Below are 23,914 nucleotides of genomic sequence, written 5' to 3'. Positions count from 1 at the left end.
CCATCGGCGCCGCGCCGGAATGCGGTCAGCGTGCGGGCTTCGGGCAGGACGGATGGGTGCCGGCGGTGACCAGTTCGGCGACCGCGTGGCGCGGGTCGCCGCTGGTCACCAGTCCCTCGCCGACGAGCACCGCGTCGGCACCTGCCCCGGCATAGGTGAGCAGGTCGGAGGGACCGCGCACGCCGGACTCGGCGATCTTGACGACCTCGGTCGGCAGTCCCGGCGCGATGCGGGCGAACGTGCTCTTGTCGACCTCGAGGGTCTTGAGGTTGCGGGCGTTGACCCCGATGACGGTGGCGCCGGCCTCGAGGGCACGGGTCGCCTCCTCCTCGGTGTGCACCTCGACGAGCGCCGTCATGCCGAGAGATTCGACGCGGTCGATCAGCGACGTCAGCACGGGCTGCTCGAGCGCGGCGACGATGAGCAGCACGATGTCCGCGCCGTGGGCACGCGCCTCGTGGATCTGGTACGGGCCGACGATGAAGTCCTTGCGCAGCACCGGGATTCGCACCGCGCGCCGCACGGCGTCGAGATCGTCGAGACTGCCCTGGAAGCGGCGCTGCTCGGTGAGCACGCTGATCGCGCGGGCACCGCCGGCCTCGTAGGCCTTGGCGAGTTCGGCGGGGTCGGTGATGTCGGCGAGCGCACCCTTCGACGGGCTGGCCCGCTTGACCTCGGCGATGACGGCGATTCCCGGCTCGAGCAACGCGGCCTTGGCGTCGATCGGCGGGGGCGCGGCGGCAGCGGCGGCCTTGACCGCGGCGAGGTCGAGGACCGCCTCCCGGGTGGCGACGTCGGCGCGCACCCCTTCGAGTATCGAGTCGAGAACTGTCATCGTGGCTCGAAGTCCTTTCGCCCCTGTCAATCCGATGTGAGAAAACTCATCGGAGTTTCTTGAAGAGTAGTGTGCGCGCTCACCGGCCCGTGCGGCGGGTCCCCGAATCGTCGGCGCCGCCCTCTCCCCCTCGATCGGCGGCCCGGTCGTCGGCGACGTCCACCGTGGGGTCCTCGCCCGCGTCGAGCGCGTCCCACAGGGTGCGTTCGGTGACCGGCTCGTCGGCGGTGTCCCGGCGGGTGGTGGCCTCGCGGCGGGCGGCGGGGCTGTCGTACTTCGACGACAGTCCGGCCTGGGCCCGCGGGGTGCGCCACAGCTGCACCGCGGCGGCCAGCGCGGCTACGGCGCCGGCGAGGGCGAGGGCGGCCGGCCCGGCCGCGACGGTGAGGGAGGTGACCTCGGCGCGGGCGGGCAGCTCCGCGATGCGCGCCGCGGTCGCGTCGTCGGCGCCGCCGGCGAGCAGCCCCACCGCCGGGACGGCGGCGGCGACCGCGACGACCGCGACGAGCACGGCCAGTATCCGCAGCGCCCATCCGCGCACCGCGAACGACGCCGCGACGGCCGCCAGCAGCGTCAGCGCGAGCGGAGTCAGCGCCGCCGCCCAGGTGCCGCCGACGAGGGTGGTGACCCGGTCCTCGCCGAGGCCGTCGGAGGACGTGACGGTCACCCAAGTCAGGCGGCTCGCGCCCCACAGCGCGACGGCGCCGATCGCGAGCAGCAGTGCGGCGATCGCGCCGGCCCGTCGCCGGGGCGTGCTCGTGGCGCTCACCTACGGTCCCCCTCGAACGGGGTGAGGGTGCCGGCCGCGGCGACGGCGGAGAGCACCGCCATGGCCTTGTTGCGCGCCTCGGTGTCCTCGTAGACCGGATCGGAGTCGGCGACGATGCCGGCACCGGCCTGCACGTAGGCGACCCCGTCCTTGACCAGCGCGGAGCGGATGGCGATGGCGGTGTCGGCGTCGCCGGCGAAATCGAGGTAGCCCACGATGCCGCCGTAGATGCCGCGGCGGGTCGGTTCGAGTTCGTCGATCAGTTCCATCGCCCGGACCTTGGGCGCGCCGGACAGGGTGCCGGCGGGGAAGCACGCGGTGACCGCGTCGAGGGCGTGCCGGCCCTCGGCGAGGCGGCCGGTGACGGTGGAGACGAGGTGCATGACGTGGCTGTAGCGCTCGATGTGCCGGTAGTCGTGGACCTTGACGGTGCCAGGCTCGCACACCCGCCCGAGGTCGTTGCGGCCGAGGTCGACGAGCATGAGGTGCTCGGCGTTCTCCTTCTCGTCGGCGAGGAGGTCCTTCTCGAGGAGGATGTCCTCCTCCTCGCTGGCGCCGCGCCAGCGCGTCCCGGCGATGGGGTGCGTGGTGGCGACCCCGTCGGCGACGGTCACGAGCGCCTCCGGGCTCGAGCCGACGATGGAGAACGCCGTGCCGCCGGAGCCGTCGGGGACGTGCATGAGGAACATGTACGGACTCGGGTTGGAGGCGCGCAGCATCCGGTACACGTCGATCGGCGCCGCGTGACAGTCGATCTCGAAGCGCTGGGACAGCACCACCTGGAACGCCTCGCCGGCCTCGATCTCGCCGATGAGCCGGCGCACGTCGGCGCCGAAGCTCTCGGTGGTGCGCTGGCGCCGGTAGTCGGGGGCGGGCCGGGCGAACGTGGAGACGGTCGACGGGGCGGGCGCGGCCAGGGCCGCGGTCATCCGGTCCAGCCGGGCCACCGCGTCGTCGTAGGCCTCGTCGACGCGTTCGTCGGAACCGTCCCAGTTGACGGCGTTGGCGATGAGCGTGATCGCACCCTCGTGGTGGTCGACGGCGGCGAGGTCGGTGGCGAGCATCATCACCGTCTCGGGGATCTGCAGGTCGTCGACGGCGTGTTCGGGCAGCCGCTCGATCCGTCGCACGACGTCGTAGCCGAGGTAGCCGACCATGCCGCCGGTCAGCGGCGGCAGACCGTGCAGCCGCTCGGTGTGCAGCAGCTGCAGGGTCCGGCGCAGCACGTCGAGCGGGTCGCCCCCGGTGGGGGCGCCGGCGGGCACGTGGCCGTACCAGGTGGCCTCGCCGTCGACGACGGTGAGCGCGGCCGGGCTGCCGGCGCCGATGAACGACCATCGCGACCACGACCGGCCGTTCTCGGCGGACTCGAGCAGAAAGGTGCCGGGCCGGTCGGCGGCGAGTTTGCGGTACGCCGACAGCGGGGTCTCCGCGTCGGCGAGCACCTTGCGGGTCACGGGAACGACGCGGTGCTCGGCGGCGAGCAGCCGGAACTGCTCGCGGGTGGTGGTGGAGTCGGGTCGGCCGCCCTCGGTGAGATCGGGGGCCGCTGCGGGGATGGTGGTGGGCTCGCCGGACATGGCGCCCATCATCCCAGGGCCTGCCGCGGCGGGCGCGGCCGCGGTAGCGTCGCCGGACATGAGAGCCGGTGACACCGCCCCCGATTTCACGTCGAGCGACCAAGAAGGCCGTCCGCGGACGCTGTCCGCGCTGCTGGCGGACGGGCCGGTGGTGCTGTTCTTCTACCCGGCCGCGTTCACTCCGGTCTGCACGGCCGAGGCGTGCCACTTCCGGGATCTGGCGGCCGAGTTCGCCGCCGTCGGCGCCACCCGGGTCGGGATCAGCACCGACCCGGTGGACCGGTTGGGCGCGTGGTCGACGCGGCAGTCGCTCGACTACCCGCTGCTGTCCGATCCGGACGGCGCGGTGGCGGCGCAGTTCGGGGTGCGCCGGGGGCTGCTCGGCCGGCTCTCGCCGGTCAAGCGGACCACGTTCGTGCTGGACACCGACCGCACCGTCCTCGAGGTGATCGCCAGCGAAGTGCGCCCCGGCGTGCACGCGGACCGCGCGCTCGCGGCGCTGCGGGCCCGGCGCGCGAGCCGGGACTGACGGTCAGTCCACCTGGACGGAACGCTTGGCCAGGCCCATCCAGAACCCGTCGATCACCTGCCGGGGCGTCTGCTCCGGGTCGCTCGACGCGCCGAGGGTGACGAACAGCGGGGCAAAGTGCTCGATCGTGGGGTGGGCGTACGGCATGCCGGGCGCCCGAGTGCGGAAGTCGAGCAGGCCGTCGACGTCGCCGGCGGCGAGCCGCTCGGCGGCCCAGGCGTCGAACTCGGCGGACCAGCCGGGCGCGACGGCCTCGGGGCGCGGGTCGCGCAGGAACGGCAGGCCGTGCGTGGTGAAGCCGGAGCCGATGACGAGCACCCCCTCCTCCCGGAGTGGGCGCAGCCGCCGGCCGAGCGCGAGCAGGCGCTGCGGATCGAGGGTGGGCAGCGAGATCTGCAGGACCGGGATGTCCGCGTCCGGGTACATGACGGTGAGCGGCACGTACGCGCCGTGGTCGAGACCGCGGTGCGGCTGCCGCACGACCGGTTCGCCGTCGGGCATCAGCGCGGCCACCTTGCGTGCGAGGTCGGGGGCGCCGGGCGCCGGGTAGGTGACCTCGTAGAAGCGGCGGGGAAAGCCGCCGAAGTCGTACACGAGCGGGGTGCCGGTGGTGGTGGCACCGATGGTCAGCGGCGCGGACTCCCAGTGCGCGGAGACCACGAGGATCGCGGTGGGGGTCGGCAGGTCGGCGGCCCAGCGCTGCAGCTGCGCCACCCACGTCGCGCTGTCGACCAGGGGCGGTGCGCCGTGGCTGAGGAACAGGGCGGGCATGGGGCTCACACGGACTCCTAATGTTGAAGCTTCAACAATGCTACCCGATACAGCGGCGGCACCGTCCGAAATGTTCCCGGCCTGCGGGGATGGATCGGCGCAGGCGCGGGTATCCGCCACCCATGACCGGAACAGAGGGCCTGAAGGTGGTCGTCACGGGCGCGACCGGAAACGTGGGCACCAGCGTCACGGCGGCGCTCGGCGCCCAGGACGCAGTCGGATCGGTGGTCGGCATCGCCCGCCGCCCCACCGACTGGCGCTGCCGCAAGACCGAGTTCGTCGTCGCCGACGTCGCCGACGACGACCTGCACGAGCTGCTGCGCGACGCGGCCGCGGTCGTCCACCTCGCCTGGCTCTTCCAGCCCACCCACAAACCCGAGATCACCTGGCGCAACAACGTGCTCGGATCGATCCGGGTGTTCGAGGCCGTCGCCGAGGTGGGCGTGCCCACCCTCGTCCACGCGTCGTCGGTCGGCGCCTACTCGCCGGGACCGCAGGACGAACGGGTCGACGAGCGCTGGCCCACCCACGGCTGGCCCGGCGCGGCGTACCCGCGGGAGAAGGCGTACCTCGAACGCTGGCTCGACACGTTCGAACTGCGACACCCCGACATCCGGGTGGTCCGGATGCGTCCCGGATTTCTCTTCAAGCGCGAGTCCGCGACCGCGCAGCGCCGGTTGTTCGCCGGGCCGCTCCTCCCCGGCCGCCTCGTGCGGGCCCTGCCGGTCGTCCCCCGCACCGCCGGGCTGCGGATGCAGGTGCTGCACACCGACGACGCCGCCGACGCCTACGTCCGGGCCGTGCTCCGGCCGGTGCGGGGCGCATTCAACCTCGCCGCCGAACCCCCCGTCGACGCCGGGGTCCTCGCCGAGATCCTCGGTGCCCGCACGGTGCCGGTCCCGCCCGCGGCGCTGCACGCGGCCGTCGCCGCGGCCTGGCACGCCCGGCTCGCCCCCGCCTCCCCCGGCCTGGTCGACACGGTGCTGCGGCTGCCGCTCATGGACTGCACCCGCGCCCGCACCGACCTCGAGTGGATTCCCCGGTTCTCGCCGCGCGCCACCCTCGAGGAGTTCCTGGGCGGGCTCCGCGACGGCGCCGGGCTGCCGACACCGCCGCTGGCGGAGGACAGCGTGGGCCGCCGGCTGCACGAGGTCGCCACCGGCATGGGGCAGCGCCCCTGACCGCCCGCCCCGACGGACGCCGGCGTCCCGCGCCGGCCGTCCCGATAGGGTGGACGATCGAGAAAGGACGGTGCATCAGTGGGCTCCGCACAGATCGACGACACCGAGTGGCTGACCGCATCCCAGCAGCGGGCCTGGCGGAAGCTGGTGGCGCTGATCACCCGCCTGCCGGCCGCGCTGGACACGCAGCTGCAGCGCGACTCCGCGCTCACCCACTTCGACTACTCGGTCCTCGCCGAGCTGTCCGAGGCACCCGACCGGCGGCTGCGGCTGTCCGAGCTGGCACAGCTGTCGAACGCGTCGCTGTCCCGGCTGTCGCACGTGGTGACCAAGCTGGAGAACGCCGGATGGGTGTGCCGCCGGAGCGTGCCCGGCACGCGCGGCTCGTACGCGGTACTCACCGACGCCGGCATGACCAAGCTCGTCGAAGCGGCGCCCGGTCACGTCGCGACCGTCCAGGCCCTGGTGTTCCAGGGCCTCGACGACGATCAGGTCGCCGCGCTGACCGACCTCGGTACCGCGCTGCTCACCCAGCTCGACAAGGGCATCGCCGCCGGTACCGGGAAGGCCTGACCGGGCAGGGCGCGCCCCCGCTGCGGCCGCGGCCACCCACCCGTCGAACCCTCACCCGTCGAACCCTCACCCGTTGAACCTCTGCGCCCGCAGGTCGCGGGCCAGATGGTCGCGCTGCTCGATCACCAGGCGCCGCAACGCCGCCGGGGCGTCGGTGTGCGCATCGAGCCACCGGTCGCACGGCCCGAGCGTGTTTCCGGCGGGGAACAGACCGACCACGATCCGACGCGCGATCTCGATGCTGCGCTCGGACCACACCGCCCGGAGCGCGGCGAAGTAGTCGTCGTCGTACGGGGCGATCAGGTCCCGGTGCGCCCCGGCCCGGAACCCCGCGATGGTGGCGTCGAGGTGCTCGTTCGACAGCGCCGTGTCGGAGAAGACTGCGCTCCAGGCCTGCGCCTTGACCGCAGCGAGCGGTCGCGCCGCCAGGGCGCGCAGGTGCGCGGCCCGTCCGGAACCGGTGTCGTCGCGGGCGAGTTCGCCGTCGAGATCGGCCGGCTCCGCGTACCCGGTCGCCGCCAGCGCGGTCCACATCTGCCAGCGCAGATCCGGGTCCAGCGGCAGCCCCGCGGGTGCCGGACCGGTGCCGTCGAGGATCGCGCGCAGGTCGGCGGCGTGGGCGTCGTCGACAGTGGCGGCCGCGGCGACCGCGCGGGCCCAGGCGAGTTGCTCACCCGATCCCGGGGTGGCGGCGAACACGGCCGCCCATGCCGCCCCGAGCCAGACGCGGCGCTGCCGGGCCCGGCTCGCGGCGGGCAGATAGTGCTCGATCGCGTAGGGTGCGTTCGCCAGCAGCGCGGCCAGCAGGGCCGGATTCGGTTCGGCCACCGCGAATCTGCGGACCATGGACAGGTACCGCGCCGCGGTCAGCTCGCTGTCGCGGGTGGCGTTCCACAACGCCGACCAGATCAACCCCCGGGCCAGCGGGTCGACGACGCGATCGAGCGAATGTTCCACCGTCTCCAGCGACCGCGGGTCGAGCCGCACCTTGGCGTAGGTCAGGTCGGCGTCGTTGAGCAGGATCAGCGGCGCGGCCGCCGACTCGATCGGTGTGCGCTCGGCCTCCAGGTCGACCTCGACCCGCTGCCGGCAGACCAGGTCGCCGGCCTCGTCGAAGTCGTAGTGGCCCACAGCCAGCCGGTGGGGCCGCGCCGGCGTCTGGACGATCGCGGACCGTCCCTCCCCCGCGTCCTCGAGCGTCAGGGTCGACACGCCGGTGGTCTGCAACCAGGCGCGCGCCCACCCCGAGAGGTCTCGTCCCGAGGTCGCCGACAACTCGGCGAGCAGATCGGCGAGGGTGGTGTTCCCGAAGGCGTGCTCGCGGAAGTAGCGCCGTGCACCCTCGAAGAAGGCGTCCCGCCCCACGTACGCGACGAGTTGTTTGAGGACCCCCGCGCCCTTCGCGTACGTGATGCCGTCGAAGTTCAGTTTGGCGGCCTCGAGGTCGACGATGTCGGCGACGATCGGGTGGGTCGTGGGCAACTGGTCCTGCAGATAGGCCCAGGCCTTGCGCCGGTTGGCGAAGGCGACCCAGGCGTCGGTCCACTCGGTGGCCTCGGCACTGACCAGCGAGCCCATGTAGTCCGCGAACGACTCCTTGAGCCACAGGTCGTCCCACCACTTCATGGTGACGAGGTCCCCGAACCACATGTGGGCCATCTCGTGCAGGATCGTGTTCGCGCGGGCCTGGTACTGCGCGGCGGTGGCGGCTCCGCGGAACACGTACGCCTCGGTGAAGGTGACGCACCCGGGGTTCTCCATGGCACCGAGGTTGTATTCGGGGACGAACACCTGGTCGTACTTGCCGAACGGGTAGGGGTAGGCGAAGTGGTCGGCGTAGAAGTCCATCCCCTGCCGGGTCACCTCGAAGATCGTGTCGGCGTCGAGGTACCGCGCCAGGGAGGCGCGGCACAGCACCCCCAGCGGAACCGTGAGATCGTCCTTTTCCCAAGTCGATTCGACCCGATGGTACGGTCCGGCGACCACCGCGGTGATGTAGGTGGAGATCGACAGCGTCGGCGCGAACTCCACACGCCGCCCGTCCGTGAGCGAATCCTCCCGGACCACAGCCTGATTCGACAGCACCTGCCAGCCGGCGGGTGCCGACACGACGAACGTGAACGGCGCCTTGAGATCCGGCTGCTCGAAGCACGCGAACACCCGCCGCGCGTCCGCGGGTTCGTACTGCGTGTACAGGTAGGTCTGCCCGTCGGCCGGATCGACGTACCGGTGCAGGCCCTCACCGGACCGGCTGTACTCCGCGGCGGCAACGACGGTGACGACGTTGTGCTCACGCAGGCCGCTCAACGAGATGCGCGCGCCGTCGTAGCGGACGGGCACCGGCTCGCCGTTGAGCACGACCGACTCGACGCCGGAGCCGAGGAAGTCGAGCCACGTCGCGTCCGCGGCGGCCGTGAACTCGACCGTCGTCGTGGTCGCGAAACAGCTGTTCCCGGTGTCCGGGGCGCCACGCAGGTCGAGTTCCACGCGGTAGCTGCGGACCGTCACGGTCCGGGAACGCTCGGCGGTTTCGGCTCGGGTCAGATTCGCGGACGCCATACGCCGATCCTGCCAGGATCCGCGCGCCGAGATCGACGGCCGACGGCGCCCGTCGCGGGGCGCCCTGTCCCGGGGGCGGTGCACCTCACCCGAGTGGGACACCCCCGACGCCCCACTGCTCCCGCGGCACCTCGGTGATGGTCACCCACACCGACGCCGCATCCTTGCCGGTTGCCTCCGCGTAGGCCTTGGTCACCGCCTCGATGGTGGCGCGCTTCTGTTCGACGGTGAGACCGGGGGTCTGGCTGATCTGGATGAGGGGCATGGGGGGATTGTGCCGCATCGCCGACGGAGCGGGCACCGGGAGGTGTAACGAAACAATCCGGTCGGTCGATTTGGTTCACGACCACCGTTCACGACCTGCCTCGCCTCTCGGAAGGATGCAGCATGGGATCCTCGGAACTGTTCACGGAGTTCGTCGGTTGGGCCGCAGAAGGTTTCCTCACGGACGATCCGATCCGGTCGGCTATCGGCACCGTCGTGTACCTCGGCCTGGGTCTCTGGAGCCTGCTCACCGGCGCGCCGATCGTCATCTGACGCCCGCGACGCGGCCGGTGCGTCCTTTGGGCGGCAGGAGCAACCCAAAGGACGCACCGGCGCCGAAGGCGCCTACTCGGCGGCGAGCAGGACGTCGGCGTCGAAGCACGTGTGAGTGCCGGTGTGGCACGCGGCCCCGACCTGGTCGACGACGAGCAACACCGTGTCGCCGTCGCAGTCGAGCCGCACCTCGTGCACGTACTGGGTGTGGCCGGAGGTCTCGCCCTTGACCCAGTACTGCCCGCGCGAACGCGAGAAGTAGGTGGCGGTACGGGTCTCGAGGGTACGTGCGAGCGCCTCGTCGTCCATCCACGCCATCATCAGCACCTCGCCGGTGGCGCGTTCCTGGGCGACGGCGGCGAACAGCCCCGCCTCGTTGCGCTTGAGCCGCGCCGCGATCGCCGGATCCAGCCTGCTCATCGCACCTCGATCCCCTCTGCGCGCATCGCCGCCTTGACCTGCGGGATGGTGAGCTCCCCGAAGTGGAACACGCTGGCCGCGAGGACCGCGTCGGCGCCGGCGTGCACGGCGGGGGCGAAATGCTCGACAGCTCCCGCGCCGCCGCTGGCGATCACCGGCACGTGCACCGCGGCGCGCACCGCCTGGATCATCGGCAGGTCGAAGCCGGACTTGGTGCCGTCGGCGTCCATCGAGTTCAGCAGGATCTCCCCCACGCCGAGTTCCGCGCCGCGGCGTGCCCATTCGACGGCGTCGATGCCGGTGCCGCGACGACCGCCGTGCGTGGTGACCTCCCATCCCGACGGGGTGTCCTCCTCGCCGTCGGGCACGGTGCGGGCGTCGACGGACAGCACGATGCACTGCGACCCGAACCGCTCGGACATCTCGCGCAACACCTCCGGGCGGGCGATGGCGGCGGTGTTGATGCTGACCTTGTCCGCGCCGGCCCGCAGCAGCCGGTCCACGTCCTCGACGGTGCGTACGCCGCCGCCGACGGTGAGCGGGATGAACACCTGTTCGGCGGTGCGGCTGACCACGTCGAGCATGGTGCCGCGGTCGCCGCTCGACGCGGTGACGTCGAGGAAGGTCAACTCGTCCGCGCCCTGCAGGTCGTACGCCGCGGCGAGTTCGACGGGATCACCGGCGTCGCGCAGGTTCTCGAAGTTCACCCCCTTGACGACGCGGCCGGCGTCGACGTCCAGACACGGGATCACCCGGACTGCCAGGGTCATGGGATTCGGTCCTCCTCGGGGACGGGACCGGGAAGCGATCCCACGATGTCGAGTATCTCCTCGTGCACGCCGGGGGCGCCGGCGACCACAGAGCCGGAGCCGATGCGCCAGGGCTTGCCGGCGAAGTCGGTGGCGAGGCCACCGGCCGCCCGCACCAGGGCCACGCCGGCGGCGTTGTCCCACGGGTGGTGCCCGAAGACGACGGCGGCGCCGAGCACCCCGGCCGCCGTGTACGCCAGGTCCACCCCGGTGGAACCGTGCATGCGCAGGCGCGACACCCGGCGGCTCAGCTCGGTGATGACCTCGAGCCGGCGCCGGCCCGGGATACGCCCGCGGCTGTCGATGTCGAAGCTGCCCACGCCGACCATCACGTCCGCCAGCGCCGCCGGCTGCAGCGGCGGTTGAGGACGACCGTTGCGCAGCAACGGCCCGTCCGCGGCGGCCGCGAACCGGTCGCCGACGAACGGCAGCCAGGTCAGCCCGAGGATCGGGTCGCCGTCGCGGACGAGTGCGAGCAGGATTCCCGCGGTGGGCAGCCCGGCGGAGTAGTTGACGGTGCCGTCGATCGGGTCGAGCAGCCACACCGTGCCCGAATCGGCTTCGGGACCGCCGAACTCCTCACCGTGCACGGCAATGCCTGTGCGCCGCTCCAGTTCCGTGGAGATGCGCCGTTCGAGTTCGAGGTCGAGGTCGGTGGCGAAGTCGTTGGGCCCCTTGTCCACCGAGCGCGGCGCCCCGCGACCGGCGACGAAACGCTCCGACGCCGCGTCGAGCACCTCACCGGCGACGGCGAGCAGGCTGGACAGATCGGCGGGCGCGGTCATCGGATCAGCGTGAGACCGCGTCGAGTGCCTCGGTCAGCGTGAACCGGCCCGCGTACAGCGCCTTGCCGACGATGGCGCCCTCCACGCCCCGGTCGACGAGGCCGGCGATCGCCCGCAGGTCGTCGAGGGCGGACACGCCGCCGGAGGCCACGACGGGAGCGTCGGTGGCTGCGCAGACCTGAGCGAGCAGATCGAGGTTGGGGCCGGTGAGCGTGCCGTCCTTGGTGACGTCGGTGACGACGTAGCGGCTGCAGCCGTCGCGGTCGAGCCGCGCGAGGACCTCCCACAGGTCGCCGCCGTCGGAGACCCAGCCGCGGCCGCGCAGGCGCCACTGTCCGTCGATGAGCTTGACGTCGAGCCCGACGGCGATGCGGTCGCCGTACTCGGCGATGGCGCGGGCGCACCAGTCGGGATCCTCGATGGCGGCGGTGCCGAGGTTGACGCGAGCGCACCCGGTGGCCAGCGCCGCCTCGAGGGACTCGTCATCGCGGATACCGCCGGAGAGCTCGACCTTCACGTCCAGTTCACCGACGACCTCGGCGAGGAGTTCGCGGTTGGAGCCGCGTCCGAAGGCGGCGTCGAGATCGACGAGGTGCACCCATTCGGCGCCGGCGTTCTGCCACTCGAGGGCGGCGTCGCGGGGAGAGCCGTAGCTGGTCTCGCTGCCCGCCTCTCCCTGGACGAGGCGAACTGCTTCACCGTTGGCGACATCGACTGCAGGCAAAAGGACCAGGCTCACTGCGCCCATGCTAGTGGGTCGCGGCGCTCGCCGAGCACCGGCCCCGACGGTCATCCCGCACCGTCGCGGCGCGGCGTGTCGTCGCCGTCGCGGCGCGGCGTGTCGTCGCCGTCGCGGCGCGGCGTGCCGCTGCCGTCGGGACCGAAGGCGCGGCGCGTCGTCCGGGTCGAGACGACGCCCATCGCGGCGATCGCGCCGACCACGCCGACGAGGGCGACGATCAACCCGACGACGGGCCCCGGTCGCAGCACCACGATGACGACGGTGGCGAGCAGGAGCACGCCCGTGGCGGCGCCCAGTGCCGTCAGCGCGAGCCGGCCGAGCGAGAACTCCGGCCGGGCCGGGTCATCGCCGCCGGCCCCGCCGCGGTTCACAAACTGCCGACCCAGTTGCGCAGCAGCTCGGCCCCCGCGTCGCCGGATTTCTCGGGATGGAACTGCGTCGCCGACAGCGGGCCGTTCTCGACCGCGGCGAGGAACCGCCCGCCGTGCTCGGCCCAGGTCAGCGCGGGCGGAGCGAACAGCTCCGACGGCGGCAGCTCCCACTTCTGCGCGGCGTAGGAGTGCACGAAGTAGAACCGGGTGTCGCGGTCCATGCCGGCGAACAGCACGCTGTTCTCGGGGGCCTCGACGGTGTTCCAGCCCATGTGCGGCAGCACCGGCGCGTCGAGACGTTCGACGGTGCCGGGCCATTCGCCACATCCGTCGGTCTCGACACCGAATTCCACGCCTTTGTCGAAGAGGATCTGCATGCCGACGCAGATGCCGAGCACCGGGCGGCCGCCGGCGAGTCGCTGGCCGATGATTCGGTCCCCGCGCACCGCCTTCAGTCCCGCCATGCACGCCGCGAACGCGCCGACGCCGGGCACGACCAGGCCGTCGGCGGCGAGCGCGACCTGCGGGTCGGCGGTCACCTCCACCTGCACGCCGGTGCGCGCTACCGCGCGCGTCGCCGAATGCAGATTGCCGGAGCCGTAGTCGAGGACGGCGACCTTGGTTGCGCTCATGGCCTCGATTCTATGGGGCCGCGGCGGGCCGCTCCGACGGCCCGGCGATCCGGGCGAGCAGCGGCAGGATCGGCACGAGCAGCGCGGCGGTCGCGAAGGCGGCGGGATAGCCTGCGACGGTGGCGATCCCGCCGAGCAACAGCGATCCGGCCCCGGTGCCCGCGTCGAAGCCGATGTTCCAGGCGGCGCTCGCGGCGCCGACATGGGCGGGCCCGGCGCGACGGAACGCAAGCATGAGGGCGTCGTTCTGCACGACGCCGAAGCCGAGGCCGAATGCCACGGCCGCACCGAGCAGTACCGCCGCGCCGCCGCGATCGTCCGCGGCGAGCGCGAACGGCACCATCGCCACGGCGGCCAGGCCGAGCCCGGCCGGCAGGAGCCGGCCCGCGCCGATCCGGTCCGCGACCGCACCGGCGCCGTAGCGGCCGACGAGAGTGGACGCGCTGATCAGCGCCAACGCGATCGCCACCTGGCCCGAGGCTGCGGGCACGGCGATCGACAGCAGCGAGGTGAGGCCGCCGTAGGCGACGGCGCCCGCGGCGATCGCCACCGCCGGCAGGGCCAGAGCCCGCAGCGGCGTGCGGCTTCCGGCCGCGCCGGTCTGGCGGGTGACCACCTGCGGCAGGCGCGCGATCGCGACGAGCGCGAGCGTGGGCACCGCCGCGCCGAGCACGAACACGGGTGCGGTGGAGGCCCGCTCGGCGACCGCCAGTCCGAGCGGCAGTCCGACCATCTGCGCCGCGGCGATCGCGATGCCCTGTGCGCCGGTGGCGCGGCCGAGCAGCCGGGCGGGCGCGAGTTCGGCCACGAGGGCGGCGCTGGCCACGGTGATCATGCCGAAGCCGATCCCCCGCACCGCGGAGGTCGGCAGCACCACGGCCGGGTCCAGCGACAGCAGGAGCAGCAGCGACGGCAGGCCCAGCAGCAGGCATCCGGCGGCGAGCACGGGCCGGTAGCCGCGGGCCCGCACCAGGCGCGGCACGGCCGGTTGGGTGAGCACCGTCGCGCCCATGAACACCGCCGTCACCGCGCCGGCGAGGGTGCCGCTGCCGCCGGCGTCGGCGACGGCCCGGGGCACTACGGGCAGCAGCAGGGAGAACCCGGCGAACGCGCCCGCCGCCATCGCCCAGGCGGCGGGCAGCCCCGGCACCGCGAACAGGCCCGGCCGATCCGACGACGTCAGAGCAGCCTCAGCACACCGGCGATCGCGGCGAGCAGGGTCAGCGCCAGCAGCACCCCGGCGAAGAGGGTGTTGCCGGCCCGCCACATCGACCAGGTGCCACCCGCGGCGATGCCGGCGAGCATGAACAGGCCGTAGGTCAGGACGACGTCCACTACAGGGTGCCCTTGGTCGACGGCACGCCGCTGACCCGGGGATCCGGTTCGACGGCCTGGCGCAGCGCCCGCGCGACGGCCTTGAACTCGGCCTCGGTGATGTGGTGCTGGTCGCGGCCGTAGAGCACGCGTACGTGCAGGGCGATGCGGGCGTGGAAGGCGAGGGATTCGAACACGTGCTTGTTGATCACGGTCGAGTACGGCACGCCGGGGTAGCCGCCGATCACCGAGTGCACCATGTAGTCCGGTTCGCCGGTGTGCACGCAGTAGGGCCGACCGGAGACGTCCACCGCCGCGTGCGCGAGGGTCTCGTCCATCGGGATGAACGCGTCGCCGAAGCGGCGGATGCCCCGCTTGTCCCCGAGCGCCTGATTCAGTGCCTGACCGAGGACGATCGCGGTGTCCTCGACGGTGTGGTGCGCCTCGATCTCGATGTCGCCCTGGGCGCGCACGGTCAGGTCGAAGCTGGCGTGCTGACCGAGCGCGGTGAGCATGTGGTCGTAGAACGGGACACCGGTGGTGATGTCGGTGCGGCCGGTGCCGTCGAGGTTCAGCTCGACGACGATGGACGACTCCTTGGTGGCACGCTCGATCCGCGCGGTGCGCGGGGTGGGGGTGGTCTGCTCGCTCATCGCCCGTCCTCGATCTCGGTGGCGGCGAGCTTCTCGCTCACCCGTAGCAGTTCGTCGTTCTCGTGGGCCAGGCCCACGGTGGTGCGCAGGAACCCGGGGATACCGACGTCCCGGATCAGCACACCCTCGTCGAGGTAGCGCTGCCAGGTGGCGGCGGCGTCGGCGAAACGCCCGAACAGGATGAAGTTCGCGTCCGAGGGCACCACGTGGTAGCCGAATCGGGTCAGCTCGGTCGCGATGCGGTCGCGTTCGGCGCACAGCCGCGCGACCGAGCCGAGAGTCTCGTCGGCGTGCCGCAGCGCGGCCCGGGCGGCGGCCTGGGTGATCACCGACAGGTGGTAGGGCAGCCGCACGAGCAGCAGTGCCTCGACGACCGCGGGCGCGGCGGCGAGGTAGCCGAGCCGGCCGCCGGCGAACGCGAACGCCTTGCTCATGGTGCGCGAGACGATCACCTTGGCCGGGAACTCGTCGATCAGCGCGAGCGCGCTGGGGGCGGCGGAGAACTCGGCATAGGCCTCGTCGACGATCACGATACCGGGCGCGGCCGCGCAGATCGCGCGCAGCTCGTCGATCGGGATGCTGTGCCCGGTGGGGTTGTTCGGGCTGGTGACGAACACCACGTCGGGCTGCTGCCGGCGGATCGCGGCCACCGACGAGTCGAGGTCGAGGGTGAAGTCCTCGCCCCGGTAGGTCGGCAGCCACTCGGTCTGGGTGCCGTCGGCGATGATCGGGTGCATCGAGTAGGACGGCACGAATCCCATCGCGGAACGGCCCGGCCCGCCGAAGGCCTGCAGGATCTGCTGCAGGATCTCGTTGGACCCGTTGGCGGCCCAGACGTTCTCGACGCTCACGCCCACCCCGGTCTGCCGTGTCAGGTAGGCGGCGAGGTCGGTGCGCAGCGCGACGGCGTCACGGTCGGGGTAGCGATGCAGCTGCGCGGCGGCCTCGCGCACCGACTCGGCGACGTCGTCGATCAGGGCGCGCGTCGGCGGGTGCGGGTTCTCGTTGGTGTTGAGCTGCACCGGCACCGTCAGCTGCGGCGCACCGTAGGCGGACTTGCCGCGCAGGTTCTCCCGCAGCGGCAGGTCGCCGACGGTGATGCCGGATCCCGGGGCGCTCACTGCAGATCCTCGAAGCGCAGCCGCACGGCCTCGCCGTGCGCGGGCAGGTCCTCGGCGGTGGCGAGGGTGATCACGTGCCCCGCGACGTCCTCGAGCGCCTCGCGGCTGTACTCGACGACGTGAATGCCGCGCAGGAACGTCTGCACGCTCAGTCCGGACTGGTGCCGGGCGCAGCCGGCGGTGGGCAGCACGTGGTTCGAGCCGGCGCAGTAGTCACCGAGGCTGACCGGCGCCCAGGGGCCGACGAAGATCGCGCCCGCGGCCCGCACCCGCGCGGCGACCGCGGAGGCGTTCTCGGTCTGGATCTCGAGGTGCTCGGCGGCGTAGGCGTCGACGACCTGCAGGCCCTGGTCGAGGTCGTCGACGAGGACGATCCCGGACTGGCTGCCCGACAGCGCGGTCCGTACGCGTTCGCGGTGCTTGGTGTGCTCGAGCTGGGCGGCGACGGCGGCGTCGACGCCGTCGGCGAGCTCGGCGCTGGTGGTGACGAGGACCGACGCGGCCATGACGTCGTGCTCGGCCTGGCTGATCATGTCGGCCGCGACGTGGACCGGATCGGCGGTGTGGTCGGCCAGGATCGCGATCTCGGTGGGGCCGGCCTCGGCGTCGATGCCGACGACGGCGCGGCACAGGCGCTTGGCGGCGGTGACGTAGATGTTGCCCGGTCCGGTGATCATGTCCACGGGCGCCAGTTCGGCGTCGTCGTCGACGGCCGTGCCGTCCCGTGTCACGACGGCCGTGCCGTCCCGTGTCACGACGGCGGTGCCGTCCGGTGTCATGTCGGTGCCGCCGTAGCTGAGCAGCGCCACGGCCTGGGCACCGCCGACGGCCCACACCTCCTCGACGCCGAGCAGGGCGGCAGCGGCGAGGATGGTCGGGTGCGGCAGGCCCCCGAAGTCCGCCTGCGGCGGGGACGCGACGACGAGCGACTCGACGCCGGCGGCCTGGGCGGGCACCACGTTCATCACGACCGACGACGGGTAGACGGCGTTGCCGCCGGGCACGTACAGCCCCACCCGCTCGACCGGCACCCAGCGTTCGGTGACGGTGCCGCCGGGCACGACCTCGGTGACGGTGTCGGTGCGGCGCTGGTCCTGGTGCACCGTGCGGGTGCGTTCGATCGCGACGACCAGCGCCGAGCGCACGGCGGGGTCGAGTTCGTCGAGGGCCCGGTCGAGTTCGGCCTTCGGCACCCGCACGCGGTCGGGGCGCACCCCGTCGAACTTCTCGCTGTAGTCGAGGGCCGCGGCGGCGCCTCGGTCGCGCACGTCCTCGACCACGGGCCGCACCTGATGCAGCACCGCGTCCACATCCACTCCGCCGCGGGGCAGCGCGCCCCTCAGCTCCGCAGTGGTGGGGGTTCGACCACGCAGGTCGGTGCGGGCAAGCATGAGGTGTCCTCTCTCGCGAACGGGGGTCCGTTCCATTATCCGTGATGGCGGCGATCACCCTCGACGGCAGTCCCCGAACGCGCCGTCCGTGCGCCTCGGGGCGGCCGGCGGCCGGACCTATGCTGACCACATGGAGGACGATGTGTCGCACCCCCCGACGTTGGGGGAGCTGATCCGCCGGCAACGTGAGCTCGCCGAGCTGCCCATGCGGCAGCTCGCCGCGATGGTGGGGATCTCGAACCCGTATCTGTCGCAGATCGAACGGAACCTGCGGGCGCCGAGCGAACGCGTGCTGCAGGCCATCGCCGAGCAGCTGCATCTGTCGGCGGATGCGTTGACGGCCGAGGCGGGCCGGCCGGATCCGGGAGAGTCCGCGGTGGTGCACGCGATCCGGGAGGATCCGGATCTGACGAACGCGCAGCGGCGGTCGCTGGTGGAGATGTACGAGGCGTTCCGGGAGGTGACGGTGAGCAAGCGGCGCCGGGGTGCGCGCTCCGACGACGATGCGGAGTGAGTAAACTCACATCGGACGGCATAATGTGAGCTACCCTCATGTTTCGGCTGGTGAGGCGCTGCGTCCCCGCCCACCCGCTCCACGTGCAGCTCGCATGTACTTCGCGGTAAGATGCGCGACCCGGCACGCGGTGTCACCCTCGGGGCACACCCCTCTTCCTCGTCTGGAGATCCCTTGCTCGACCACGTGCACAAGAAGTTGAAGTCGACCCTGGACCCGATCGGCTGGGGTCCCGCGGTGAAGTCGGTGGCCGGACGCGCCGTCCGCAACCCCCAGGCCGTCACCGCCGCCACGACGGAGTACGCGGGCCGGCTGGTGAAGATCCCCGCCGCGGCCACCCGCGTGTTCAACGCCGACGATCCCAAGCCGCCGATGCCGCTCGACCCGCGGGACCGCCGCTTCTCCGACACCGCCTGGCGGGAGAACCCCGCGTACTTCTCGCTCCTGCAGAGTTATCTCGCCACGCGTGCCTACGTCGAGGAACTCGCCGACGCCGGCGCCGGCGATCCACTGGAGGACGGCAAGGCCCGCCAGTTCGCGAACCTGATGCTCGACGTGCTGGCCCCGTCGAACTTCCTGTGGAATCCGGGCGTGCTCACCCGCGCATTCGAGACGGGCGGGGCAAGCCTGCTGCGCGGCGCCAGATACGCCGTGCACGATGTGCTCAACCGCGGCGGCCTGCCGCTGAAGGTGGACTCGGACGCGTTCACCGTCGGCGAGAACCTCGCGGCCACCCCCGGCAAGGTGGTCTATCGCAACGACCTGATCGAGCTGATCCAGTACACGCCGCAGACCGAGCAGGTGCACGCGGTGCCGATCCTCGCCGCGCCGCCGTGGATCAACAAGTACTACATCCTCGATCTCGCCCCCGGTCGCAGCCTCGCCGAGTGGGCGGTCCAGCACGGCCGCACCGTGTTCATGATCTCGTACCGGAACCCGGACGAGTCGATGCGGCACATCACCATGGACGACTACTACGTCAACGGCATTGCCGCCGCGCTGGACGTGGTCGAGGAGATCACCGGGTCGCCGAAGATCGAGGTGCTGTCCATCTGCCTCGGCGGCGCGATGGCCGCGATGGCCGCCGCGCGCGCATTCGCCGTCGGCGACAAGCGCGTGACCGCGTTCACAATGCTCAACACCCTGCTCGACTACAGCCAGGTCGGGGAACTCGGGTTGCTGACCGATCCGTCCACGCTGGACCTCGTCGAGTTCCGGATGCGGCAGCAGGGCTTCCTGTCCGGCAAGGAGATGGCCGGCAGCTTCGACATGATCCGCGCGAAGGACCTCGTCTTCAACTACTGGGTCTCGCGGTGGATGAAGGGCGAGAAGCCAGCGGCCTTCGACATCCTCGCGTGGAACGAGGACAGCACGAGCATGCCCGCGGAGATGCACTCGCACTACCTCCGGTCGCTGTACGGCCGCAACGAGCTGGCCGAGGGCCTCTACGTGCTCGACGGACAGCCCCTGAACCTGCACGACATCACGTGCGACACCTACGTCGTCGGCGCGATCAACGACCACATCGTGCCCTGGACGTCGTCGTACCAGGCAGTGAACCTGTTGGGCGGCGACGTGCGCTACGTGCTCACCAACGGCGGGCACGTCGCCGGCGCGGTGAACCCGCCCGGCAAGAAGGTGTGGTTCAAGGCCGTCGGGGCGCCGGACGCCGAGACCGGCTCACCGCTGCCCGCGGATCCGCAGGTCTGGGACGACGCGGCCACCCGCTACGAGCACTCGTGGTGGGAGGACTGGACGGCCTGGTCGAACAAGCGCGCCGGGGAGCTGGTGCCGCCGCCGGCGATGGGCAGCGCCGCCCACCCGCCGCTCGAGGACGCTCCGGGCACGTACGTCTTCAGCTGAGGACTTGCGCGTTAGCATTCATTTTGCTAACCTGCTAACAGCGTCCTCCGAGGCGCCCTTACACACCCGAACGGAAGGTACGCCATGACCACCGCCAAGACCCCCGTCGACGCCGCCGTCGCCAAGACCACCGCCGACACCGCCAAGGCCAACGAGGCTGCTGCCAAGGCCACCGCGGACGCTACCGCCGCCGCTCAGAAGATCGCCGAGTCGGCCACCACCGCCGCGAACCAGGCCACCGCCGAATTCACCAAGGCTCTCGACGAGAGCGCCGCCCGCCTGAGCGAGTTCAACGACAAGGTCGTCGACGCTGCCAAGCAGAGCGGCAACCTCACCGTCGACACCTACGAGCGCGCCGTCACCAGCCTGCTCGACCTGCAGGAGAAGCTCGCCTCCGCCACCCCGATCGCCTGGGTCGAGGACCTCACCAAGGCGCAGGTCTCCTTCGCCCGTGAGCTCACCACCACGGTGACCACCACCGCACGCGATCTCCTCAAGTGATCGATTGTGCGTCTGTTCCGACGCGATCGCGTCGGAAGAGGGGCACCACGCACCGGGCGCCGGTTCAATGAACCCCATGAACGCCCTGCAGACCGTCGCGATCGCCGCCGCCCCGTTCCGTCTCGGGGCTGCGGCGATCGCCGGTTGGAGCACCTACCTGGCCACCCTGAGCCGACGCGGCGCGCACCCGCTCGACGTCGCCGGCGACATCGCCGACTGGTGGCGCGTCCTCACCGACCGCGAACCCCCGCGCTGGGCCCATCCGTGGCCCGTCGCGCACTCCTGGCCGCTCGCCCGGCTACGTGACTGCAGCGACACCGACGCTCCCGCCCCCGAGGCCGTCCCCACCCTGCTGCTGCCGCCGCAGTCCGGATCGCACTCGTGCATCGTCGACCTCTCCTCCGACCGCAGCCAGGTCTCCGCCCTGCGCAGCGGCGGGGTGTCGCGGCTGTACTGCCTGGACTGGGCGCCCGCCGGCCCGGTCACCGACGGCGCCTCCCTCGACGACCATCTCGCCGTCCTCGCCGAGGCCGTCGAACTGCTCGGCGGACGGGTCAACCTGGTCGGCGGCAGCCAGGGTGGCTGGCTCGCGGCGATGCACGCCGCACTGCATCCGCGGACCGTGCACAGCCTCACCGTCGCGGGGGCCCCGATCGACTTCCACGCCGACCGTCCCGGTGCCGGCGCCCTCGAACACGTGCCGCGATCGGTGTCCGCGTCCGTGCTGAACCTGTGGTACGACGCCTCTCGGCTGTTCGGGGTGCTGCCCACCGACCCGGTGAGCGAGGTCCAGCGCAGCCTCGAACTGCTGGGCCTGCTGAACGACCCCGAAACCCTCGGACAGGTGATCGACGAACGACGGTGGTTCCTCTGGCGCCAGGAGATCCCCGCCGCATTCCGCACGTGGATCCTCGAGCACCTGTTCGTCGGCAACGACCTCGTCGCCGGGGCCGTCACCACCGCTGCCGGTCCGGTGGACCTGGCCGCGATCGAGTGCCCCGTGCACATCGTCCTCGGCCGGCACGACCTCGTGGTGCCACCGGGACAGGTCCTCGCCCTCGCCGACCACGTGAGCACCCCCGCCGGCGACATCACGGTGCACGACGTCGACGCCGGCCACCTCGGGTTGTTCGTCGGCCGGCGCGCCCTCACCGAGCTGTGGCCTCGGCTCGCGGCCGGGATCGCCGCGCACTCACGATGAGGGCCGCCGTTGCGGTGGTGCGCAGGGCCGCTGTCGCGGTGGTACGGAGGGCCGCTGTCGCGGTGGTACGGAGGGCCGCTGTCGCGGTGGTGCTGACGGCCGCCGTCGCGGCCTCCGCCGCGGCGGGGCCCTCCGCGCCCGCCCACGCGGCGGAAGACGGGTTCCTGTGGGGCGTGTCGAGTTCCGGCTTCCAATCCGAAGGCTCCCCGCCGGACAGCAACTGGACCAGGTACGCCGCGTCGGGCCGCACCCACGAACCCGTCGGCACCTCGGTGGATTTCCGTCACCGCTACCGGGAGGACATCGCCGCGGCTGCGGACCTCGGGGTGGACGTGTTCCGGTTCTCGGTCGAGTGGTCCCGCATCCAGCCCACCCCGCACGGCTGGGACGAGGCCGAACTGCGCTACTACGACGACGTCGTCGCGACGGTGCGCGGGCACGGCATGATCCCGATGATCACCCTCGACCACTGGGTGTACCCCGGGTGGATCGCCGACCGCGGCGGCTGGCGCGATCCCGCCACGGTCGGGGCGTGGCTCGCCAACGCCGAGCAGGTCGTCGCCCGGTACGCCGGGCTGGGCGCGATGTGGGTGACGATCAACGAACCGACGATCTACGTCCAGAAGGAGCTCGCCTTCGGCGGGATCGACGCTGCCGATGTCCCCCGCATGTTCGACGCCCTGGTCGCCGCGCACCGCTCGATCTACGCCCGGATCCACGAACTGGACCCGGGCGCGCGCGTGACGTCCAACGCCGCGTACATCCCCGGCGTACAGGCCGGACTCGACGCCCTGTTCGTCGACCGGGTCCGCGACACCCTCGACTTCCTCGGGCTCGACTACTACTACGGGGCCACCCTCGCCAACCCGAGCGCGATCCACGCGCTCACCGACGACTTCGCCTCGATCGTCCCGCATCCCGATGGGATGTACGAGGCGCTGATGCACTACACCCGCCGTTTCCCGGGGCTGCCGCTGTACGTCGTGGAGAACGGGATGCCCACCGCCGACGGGGCGCCCCGCGCCGACGGCTGGACCCGGGCGCGACACCTGCGCGAGCACGTCGACCGGATGCGCCGCGCCGCGGCCGACGGCGCCCCCGTCTTCGGGTACAACTACTGGTCGATCACCGACAACTACGAATGGGGAAGCTACACACCACGTTTCGGCCTCTACACCGTCGAGGTGCGCACGGATCCGAACCTGACGCGCCGTCCCACCGACGGGGTCGACGCCTACCGGGCCGTCACCGGTGAGCCGTGGCCGGTGCCGGTGCCGGGGTGACCGGCCCGGCCCGGTCGTAGAATCGCCGGATGACCTGGCAGACGTGGGTGGCCCTGCTCGGCGCCGCCTGGGTGATCAGCCTCTCCCCCGGCGCCGGCGCGATCGCGTCCATGTCCTCGGGCCTCGCCCACGGACTGCGGCGCGGCTGGTGGAACATCGTCGGGCTGCAGCTCGGCCTGCTGCTGCAGATCCTGGTGGTCGCCGCCGGCGTCGGCGCGGTCCTCGCCGGGTCCGCGGCGGCGTTCACGGTGATCAAGTGGTTCGGCGTGGCCTACCTGGTGTACCTCGGGGTGCGCCAGTGGCGCACTCGCCCCACTGCGGTCGACCCCGACGCGGCGCCGGGACTCGGCTCGGCGCCGGCGCTGGTGGCGCGCGGGTTCCTGGTCAACGCGAGCAACCCCAAGGCGGTGGTGTTCATGCTCGCCGTGCTGCCGCAGTTCCTCGATCCCGGAGCCCCGCTGCTGCGGCAGTACCTGATCATCGCGGCGTCGATGGTGACCGTCGACATGATCGTCATGACCGGCTACACGGGCCTGGCGGCGCGGGTGCTGACGCTGATGCGCTCGCCGCGCCAGCAGCGCATCACGGGCCGGGTGTTTTCCGGGCTGTTCTTCACGGCCGCCGCGTTCCTGGCCTCCGTGCGCCGCGCGGCCGCCGCGGCATAACGGCCGGTCAGTGCGGCCGCGGCGCCACACCGAGCCGCTCGCACGCGGCGTGATACAGGGCGACCACCGCGGTACGGATCCCCGCCCGGTCGGAGACGGGCTCGAGCCACGGCACCCGCACCGTCGTCTCGATGCCGCCGACCTCGACGACCCACTCGCCGAACTCGGTGTGCACGCCGGTCATGCGGGCGGCGCCCGCCGTGGGTTCCGCGAACGCGCGGACCACGAGCAGGTTGTCGTCGGCGTGGTCGTCGTTCATGTGCCCGGTCACGGCCGCGACGACGGCGGCGTCGAAGGAAGTCACGCCGGCGAGCC

The 23,914-nt window shown here is 72.2% G+C and carries 28 protein-coding genes; 10 read left to right on the top strand and 18 right to left on the bottom strand.

Annotation, left to right across the window (positions count from 1 at the left end; genetic code table 11):
• Positions 1–25 precede the first annotated feature (25 nt).
• The 3 genes from trpC to ACWPOB_RS20795 form a co-directional block, all read right to left on the bottom strand.
• Complete coding sequence (gene trpC, locus ACWPOB_RS20805) at positions 26–835, bottom strand: indole-3-glycerol phosphate synthase TrpC (protein ID WP_455401962.1); 810 nt, start codon at positions 833–835, stop codon at positions 26–28.
• A gap of 79 nt (positions 836–914) precedes the next feature.
• Complete coding sequence (locus ACWPOB_RS20800; RefSeq protein ID WP_455401961.1) at positions 915–1,604, bottom strand: TIGR02234 family membrane protein; 690 nt, start codon at positions 1,602–1,604, stop codon at positions 915–917.
• Positions 1,601–3,184 carry an anthranilate synthase component I gene (locus ACWPOB_RS20795; RefSeq protein WP_455401960.1) on the bottom strand — a complete coding sequence of 528 codons (1,584 nt, stop codon included), beginning with the start codon at positions 3,182–3,184 and terminating at the stop codon, positions 1,601–1,603. Before ACWPOB_RS20795 ends, ACWPOB_RS20800 begins: the two co-directional genes overlap by 4 nt.
• Before the next feature lie 58 nt (positions 3,185–3,242).
• Between ACWPOB_RS20795 and ACWPOB_RS20790 the strand changes: the two genes are divergently transcribed.
• Positions 3,243–3,713 carry a peroxiredoxin gene (locus tag ACWPOB_RS20790; protein WP_455401959.1) on the top strand — a complete coding sequence of 157 codons (471 nt, stop codon included), beginning with the start codon at positions 3,243–3,245 and terminating at the stop codon, positions 3,711–3,713.
• Between the two features lie 3 nt (positions 3,714–3,716).
• Here the strand turns inward: ACWPOB_RS20790 and ACWPOB_RS20785 are convergent, their stop codons facing one another.
• Positions 3,717–4,484 (bottom strand): dioxygenase family protein, encoded by a 768-nt coding sequence (locus ACWPOB_RS20785; protein ID WP_455401983.1) that lies wholly within the window; start codon positions 4,482–4,484, stop codon positions 3,717–3,719.
• 122 nt (positions 4,485–4,606) lie between these two features.
• On the opposite strand from ACWPOB_RS20785, the gene ACWPOB_RS20780 reads away from it, so the two are divergent.
• Positions 4,607–5,665, top strand: coding sequence for an NAD-dependent epimerase/dehydratase family protein (locus tag ACWPOB_RS20780; protein ID WP_455401958.1), 1,059 nt, complete (start codon positions 4,607–4,609; stop codon positions 5,663–5,665).
• Positions 5,666–5,743: 78 nt separating this feature from the next.
• Positions 5,744–6,238 carry a MarR family winged helix-turn-helix transcriptional regulator gene (locus ACWPOB_RS20775; RefSeq protein ID WP_100059192.1) on the top strand — a complete coding sequence of 165 codons (495 nt, stop codon included), beginning with the start codon at positions 5,744–5,746 and terminating at the stop codon, positions 6,236–6,238.
• Positions 6,239–6,304: 66 nt separating this feature from the next.
• Here ACWPOB_RS20775 and pepN read toward each other — a convergent pair whose 3' ends face one another.
• Together pepN and ACWPOB_RS20765 are read right to left on the bottom strand one after the other, a co-directional pair.
• Complete coding sequence (gene pepN, locus ACWPOB_RS20770; protein ID WP_455401957.1) at positions 6,305–8,797, bottom strand: aminopeptidase N; 2,493 nt, start codon at positions 8,795–8,797, stop codon at positions 6,305–6,307.
• Positions 8,798–8,882: 85 nt separating this feature from the next.
• Positions 8,883–9,062, bottom strand: coding sequence for a tautomerase family protein (locus ACWPOB_RS20765; RefSeq protein WP_455401956.1), 180 nt, complete (start codon positions 9,060–9,062; stop codon positions 8,883–8,885).
• Between the two features lie 122 nt (positions 9,063–9,184).
• On the opposite strand from ACWPOB_RS20765, the gene ACWPOB_RS20760 reads away from it, so the two are divergent.
• Positions 9,185–9,334 carry a hypothetical protein gene (locus ACWPOB_RS20760; protein ID WP_006936980.1) on the top strand — a complete coding sequence of 50 codons (150 nt, stop codon included), beginning with the start codon at positions 9,185–9,187 and terminating at the stop codon, positions 9,332–9,334.
• A 72-nt stretch (positions 9,335–9,406) separates the two neighbouring features.
• Here the strand turns inward: ACWPOB_RS20760 and hisI are convergent, their stop codons facing one another.
• The 11 genes from hisI to hisD are packed head-to-tail and all read right to left on the bottom strand — an operon-like array spanning position 9,407 to position 17,572.
• On the bottom strand, positions 9,407–9,754 hold the full coding sequence (hisI, locus tag ACWPOB_RS20755; protein WP_100058202.1) for a phosphoribosyl-AMP cyclohydrolase: 348 nt from the start codon (positions 9,752–9,754) through the stop codon (positions 9,407–9,409).
• On the bottom strand, positions 9,751–10,524 hold the full coding sequence (gene hisF, locus ACWPOB_RS20750; RefSeq protein WP_006936998.1) for an imidazole glycerol phosphate synthase subunit HisF: 774 nt from the start codon (positions 10,522–10,524) through the stop codon (positions 9,751–9,753). The genes hisI and hisF overlap by 4 nt, the downstream gene beginning before the upstream one ends.
• Complete coding sequence (locus ACWPOB_RS20745; protein ID WP_100058203.1) at positions 10,521–11,348, bottom strand: inositol monophosphatase family protein; 828 nt, start codon at positions 11,346–11,348, stop codon at positions 10,521–10,523. Before ACWPOB_RS20745 ends, hisF begins: the two co-directional genes overlap by 4 nt.
• A gap of 4 nt (positions 11,349–11,352) precedes the next feature.
• On the bottom strand, positions 11,353–12,087 hold the full coding sequence (gene priA / locus ACWPOB_RS20740) for a bifunctional 1-(5-phosphoribosyl)-5-((5-phosphoribosylamino)methylideneamino)imidazole-4-carboxamide isomerase/phosphoribosylanthranilate isomerase PriA (RefSeq protein ID WP_029544076.1): 735 nt from the start codon (positions 12,085–12,087) through the stop codon (positions 11,353–11,355).
• Between the two features lie 50 nt (positions 12,088–12,137).
• On the bottom strand, positions 12,138–12,461 hold the full coding sequence (locus ACWPOB_RS20735) for a hypothetical protein (RefSeq protein WP_455401955.1): 324 nt from the start codon (positions 12,459–12,461) through the stop codon (positions 12,138–12,140).
• Positions 12,458–13,093, bottom strand: coding sequence for an imidazole glycerol phosphate synthase subunit HisH (gene hisH / locus ACWPOB_RS20730; protein ID WP_100059207.1), 636 nt, complete (start codon positions 13,091–13,093; stop codon positions 12,458–12,460). The genes ACWPOB_RS20735 and hisH overlap by 4 nt, the downstream gene beginning before the upstream one ends.
• A 10-nt stretch (positions 13,094–13,103) precedes the next feature.
• Entirely contained in the window at positions 13,104–14,243 is a 1,140-nt protein-coding gene (locus tag ACWPOB_RS20725; protein WP_455401954.1) for an MFS transporter, read from the bottom strand.
• A gap of 29 nt (positions 14,244–14,272) precedes the next feature.
• Positions 14,273–14,428 (bottom strand): hypothetical protein, encoded by a 156-nt coding sequence (locus ACWPOB_RS20720; protein ID WP_165040253.1) that lies wholly within the window; start codon positions 14,426–14,428, stop codon positions 14,273–14,275.
• Positions 14,428–15,060, bottom strand: a complete 633-nt coding sequence (gene hisB / locus ACWPOB_RS20715; protein WP_029544085.1) for an imidazoleglycerol-phosphate dehydratase HisB — start codon at positions 15,058–15,060, stop codon at positions 14,428–14,430. The genes ACWPOB_RS20720 and hisB overlap by 1 nt, the downstream gene beginning before the upstream one ends.
• Positions 15,057–16,181, bottom strand: a complete 1,125-nt coding sequence (locus tag ACWPOB_RS20710; RefSeq protein ID WP_455401953.1) for a histidinol-phosphate transaminase — start codon at positions 16,179–16,181, stop codon at positions 15,057–15,059. Before ACWPOB_RS20710 ends, hisB begins: the two co-directional genes overlap by 4 nt.
• On the bottom strand, positions 16,178–17,572 hold the full coding sequence (gene hisD / locus ACWPOB_RS20705) for a histidinol dehydrogenase (RefSeq protein WP_455401952.1): 1,395 nt from the start codon (positions 17,570–17,572) through the stop codon (positions 16,178–16,180). The genes ACWPOB_RS20710 and hisD overlap by 4 nt, the downstream gene beginning before the upstream one ends.
• Positions 17,573–17,702: 130 nt before the next feature.
• Here hisD and ACWPOB_RS20700 point away from each other — a divergent pair, with 130 nt between their 5' ends.
• The 6 genes from ACWPOB_RS20700 to ACWPOB_RS20675 all read left to right on the top strand — a co-directional run bounded on the left by ACWPOB_RS20700 (position 17,703) and on the right by ACWPOB_RS20675 (position 23,599).
• Positions 17,703–18,086: a helix-turn-helix domain-containing protein gene (locus tag ACWPOB_RS20700; protein ID WP_100057648.1), complete on the top strand. Its 384-nt coding sequence runs from the start codon at positions 17,703–17,705 to the stop codon at positions 18,084–18,086.
• A gap of 174 nt (positions 18,087–18,260) precedes the next feature.
• A complete protein-coding gene (locus ACWPOB_RS20695; RefSeq protein WP_100057644.1) occupies positions 18,261–19,949 on the top strand; it encodes a PHA/PHB synthase family protein in 1,689 nt (562 codons plus the stop codon).
• Positions 19,950–20,033: 84 nt separating this feature from the next.
• Positions 20,034–20,450 (top strand): hypothetical protein, encoded by a 417-nt coding sequence (locus ACWPOB_RS20690; RefSeq protein ID WP_100057643.1) that lies wholly within the window; start codon positions 20,034–20,036, stop codon positions 20,448–20,450.
• A 76-nt stretch (positions 20,451–20,526) separates the two neighbouring features.
• Positions 20,527–21,651 (top strand): esterase, encoded by a 1,125-nt coding sequence (locus ACWPOB_RS20685; RefSeq protein WP_455401951.1) that lies wholly within the window; start codon positions 20,527–20,529, stop codon positions 21,649–21,651.
• A gap of 92 nt (positions 21,652–21,743) precedes the next feature.
• The gene (locus ACWPOB_RS20680; RefSeq protein ID WP_455401982.1) at positions 21,744–22,934 is read left to right on the top strand and encodes a family 1 glycosylhydrolase; all 1,191 of its coding nucleotides are present in this window, start codon (positions 21,744–21,746) and stop codon (positions 22,932–22,934) included.
• Between the two features lie 29 nt (positions 22,935–22,963).
• Positions 22,964–23,599, top strand: coding sequence for a LysE family transporter (locus tag ACWPOB_RS20675; RefSeq protein ID WP_455401950.1), 636 nt, complete (start codon positions 22,964–22,966; stop codon positions 23,597–23,599).
• A gap of 7 nt (positions 23,600–23,606) precedes the next feature.
• On the opposite strand, the gene ACWPOB_RS20670 is transcribed toward ACWPOB_RS20675, so the two are convergent.
• Positions 23,607–23,903, bottom strand: a complete 297-nt coding sequence (locus ACWPOB_RS20670) for a DUF2470 domain-containing protein (protein WP_006941289.1) — start codon at positions 23,901–23,903, stop codon at positions 23,607–23,609.
• Between the last annotated feature and the right edge of the window lie 11 nt (positions 23,904–23,914).

The organism is Rhodococcus sp. 2H158, from assembly GCF_053764755.1.
The sequence above is the reverse complement of the archived record's forward strand: the minus strand, read 5'-3'. Positions and strand labels throughout refer to the sequence as shown.